A 2,165-nucleotide genomic window follows, 5' to 3' on the forward strand; every position below is an offset into this window, starting at 1 on the left:
TGGGAGCAGCTAGAATACTACGCCCAGATCCTGGCTGCCCACCTGGAGGCCCTGGCCAGCCGCATGGATCCCCGCATCCCGCCGCCCACCAGCTTGCGGGGGGAATTTCAGGCCAGCGTCAGCCTCGTCGGCAACCTCAACCGGCCCAGCGTCAGCTTTCACCTGGAGGGCCGGAATTGGCAAGCAGAGGAGTTTGCTGTCGAAAGCCTCACCGCCAGCGGCAGCCTGGTCGAGGGGGCGGTGGTGTTGCAGCCGCTGCTGTTGCGCAGTGGGGAATGCCAAGCCCTTTTCACCGGCAAGGTGGGCTGGGAGAAACAGTCGGGATCCCTGCAAATTCAAGGGTTTCCTCTGGCTTTGCTGGATCGCTTCCTGCCGGATGGGCTGGAACTCCAAGGGGATCTCAACCTGGATGTGGAGCTGGCAGGTAACCTGCGGGATCCCCTTGCCCGCGGTTCCCTGACGGTGGTGAACGCCCAGATCAACCAGGTGCCGCTGCAGGAGGTGGGGGGACAATTTGACTACCACCAGGGACAACTGCGCTTGGAAGGCGCCCTGCTGGCCAACGGCGACGAGCCGATCCGCCTCTCTGGCCTGGTGCCCTACACCCTGCCCTTTGCGAAGGTGCGGGCCGCCTCGGATCAGATCGACCTCAGCCTGCAAGCCGAGAATGGCGGCCTGCGCTTGGTCAACCTCTTCACCGACCAGGTGCGCTGGGAGGGCGGCCAAAGCCAACTGGAGCTGGCCATCCGCGGCACCTTGCGAGAGCCCAGCCTGCAGGGGAACCTCAGCCTTAGCTCCGGGATCCTCAAACTGGCCGCCCTGCCGGAGCCCATCACCGACCTGACCGGCCAAATTGTCTTTAACCTCCACCAATTGGAGGTGCGGGAGCTGCGGGGCCAGTTGGGGGGCGGATCCCTGTTGGCCAACGGCTTTTTGCCCGTCAACTCCCGCGGCGCCCTGCAGAGGGACGAGACCGCGCCACCCTTAACGCTGCAACTGCAAGGGATCCAGCTCAACCTGCCCAACCTCTACACAGGCCGCCTGGAAGGAGAGGTGACGGTGGGCGGCCTGCTGCTGCGGCCTCTGATGGAGGGACACCTAGAGATCTCCGATGGAATCGTCGATGTCAGCCCGCGCCAAGCGGCAGCTCCTACAGACGCGACTCAGGTAGATCCCTTCTGGCAGCCGCGGCTGAACGGGTTGGAGCTGGTCTTGGGGCCTGGGATCCGCGTGCAGCGCCCCAACCTATTTGAGTTCAACGCCAGCGGCAGCTTGCGCCTGTTTGGCACTCCCCAAGATCTACGTCCGGCGGGCACCATTGCCCTGGAGCGAGGCCGCGTCAGCCTGCCCATTGCCAACTTTCGCCTGGATCGCTCCCGCCCCAACACCGCCACCTTTGACCTAGACAACCCCTTCGATCCTTTTTTAAACCTGCGCCTGGTGACCCAAGCCTTCGAGGTGTATCGCTTTCCCCAGGAGCTCTCTCCTTTTGAGACCAACCGCACCCTACCGGGATCCCAGCAGAGCATCGAGATATTGGCCACTGTCAACGGACGGGCCAGCCAGCTTGCGGCTGCGGATCCCCGCAACGGGGTTTTGACGCTTTCTAGCAGTCCCAGCCGCTCCCCAGAAGAGATTGTCGCCCTGTTGGGGGGAACAGCTTTGGCCCAACTGAATCCAGAAGCCGGGGTGGCCGGACTGGCGGGAACAGCCCTACTCAACGATGTGGTGGAGACGCTGCGGGACACCCTCGGCTTGGATGAGGTTCGCCTCAGCCCCGTCCCCCAGGTCGATACCCGTGCCCCCAGACGTTCCTCGGTGGGCCTGGCCCTGGAAGTGGCCCGCGATCTGGGGCCCGCCACTTCCCTCTCGGTGCAGCGCAACCTGACGGATCCCTTTCAGCCCACCCGCTACAGCGCCCGCTACCGCCTCAACGAACAAACCCTCACCCGCGCCAGCACCGACCTCGAGGGCAACAACGCCATTGCCATCGAGTTCGAGACTCGCTTTTGACGGGATCCGCCCCAGCCAGACTACGGTTTGTTATGTTACACTATGTTACATCGTTATTGCTACGCAACACTGTCGCGAATGCGCGCAGAGCACTCTCCCCAACTCCCCTCTCCCTTTGGGAGAGGGGCCGGGGGTGAGGGTGGGAGAGGGGC

At 63.9% G+C, this 2,165-nt stretch carries 1 protein-coding gene; it reads left to right on the top strand.

What is annotated here, in order from left to right:
- The coding region (locus tag NW835_RS01730) for a translocation/assembly module TamB domain-containing protein (RefSeq protein WP_414414353.1) at nt 1–2,013 on the top strand (2,013 nt) is incomplete at its 5' end.
- Between the last annotated feature and the right edge of the window lie 152 nt (nt 2,014–2,165).

The organism is Synechococcus sp. OH2 (assembly GCF_047462155.1).
In the GTDB taxonomy this organism is placed as follows: Bacteria; Cyanobacteriota; Cyanobacteriia; order Thermostichales; family Thermostichaceae; genus Thermostichus.